General features: G+C 52.5%; 1 protein-coding gene. It reads right to left on the minus strand.

Features of this window, described 5'->3' with window-relative positions:
* Nucleotides 1-758: 758 nt before the first annotated feature.
* Nucleotides 759-1,224, minus strand: a 466-nt coding sequence (locus tag B3P58_RS04140) for an RICIN domain-containing protein (protein WP_286716212.1), incomplete at its 5' end; no start/stop codon positions are given.

A 1,224-nucleotide genomic window follows, 5' to 3' on the forward strand; every position in this document is an offset into this window, starting at 1 on the left:
CAGCTGGATATTGCGCGGGTCGGACACGTCATACAGCAGGAAGCCACCCGGCCCCCAGCCGCTGTCCGGCGCAAATAACGTCAGAAAATATCCATCCACCATCATGCCGACGTTAACGCCATAGGCTTTACGGAAGGCATAAGTCGGCGGAACACCGCTGTCCTGATTAATCCAGGACACCGGCGTGAATAATTCACTGCTGNNGTCAGACCAAAGGCATGGGCTTCGCGGAATTCGCCGGTACGCCCTTCCGGCTCATAAATGCGTTTTACCAGCTGGATATTGCGCGGGTCGGATACGTCATACAGCAGGAAGCCACCGGGCCCCCAGCCGCTGTCCGGTGCAAATAACGTCAGAAAATACCCGTCCACCATCATGCCGACGTTAGCACCATAAGCTTTGCGGAAAGCATAAGTCGGCGGAATGCCGTTATCCTGATTAATCCAGGATACCGGCGTGAATAATTCACTGCTGCTGTAGCTCAGATTACCAAGCCCGGGACCGGGCTGAGCTAATCCGGCAGGCGATTCCGCTGGCGGAGTATCACTCATAGCCAGCAGCGGCTGTGTCAGTGCACTGCCAAGCAGTAAGGTTGTAACGGGAAACAAAGCTTTGAGCAGCGGCTTTCGCCGCCTCCCGGAGCCATGCGGCATCCGGGATATGTGTAACGCAGAAGTCATGATGAGTTATTCCATTTTTGTGGTTTTTATTTATAAGTTTATTTTTTAATTATTATTTATGGCCCCACAAAAAAGAGTTCAGAACTGCATTTTCCAGCGTTGTTGTGCCCCCTGATGACGTGACCAGAGACCCACATTAGAGCTGTCCTCAGTGCCATAGGCATCCAGAGCATAAGCATCCGATGAGCGCGGAATCAGCTGATAACCCTGAGCATCCGGCTGAAGGTTCCAGCGCAGGTTATCGCTGTTTACACAGTCCCAGATCACAGCTTTACCGTTATCACGTAACTGGCCTCCATGATCTAAACATTTATTGCCGAGTGCCGATTTCAGATAGCCACTGTCGGCATCGTAAAACCAGCGCTGGGCATTGCTGCCATTACATGGATAGGACTGCACATTTGTGCCGTTCCAACTGCGTGCCCCGGCAACATCCAGACATAAGCCTGAACGGGCATTAATCAGCGAAAAACCATTGGCCGCAGTTCCTTTGTCGGCGCTATAGCCGGAATGCGTCATACTGCCGGTGAGATACACCGGGCTT

It is taken from the genome of Thalassolituus sp. UBA2009 (assembly GCF_002335285.1).
Lineage (GTDB): Bacteria > Pseudomonadota > Gammaproteobacteria > Pseudomonadales > Oceanobacteraceae > Venatoribacter > Venatoribacter alkanivorans.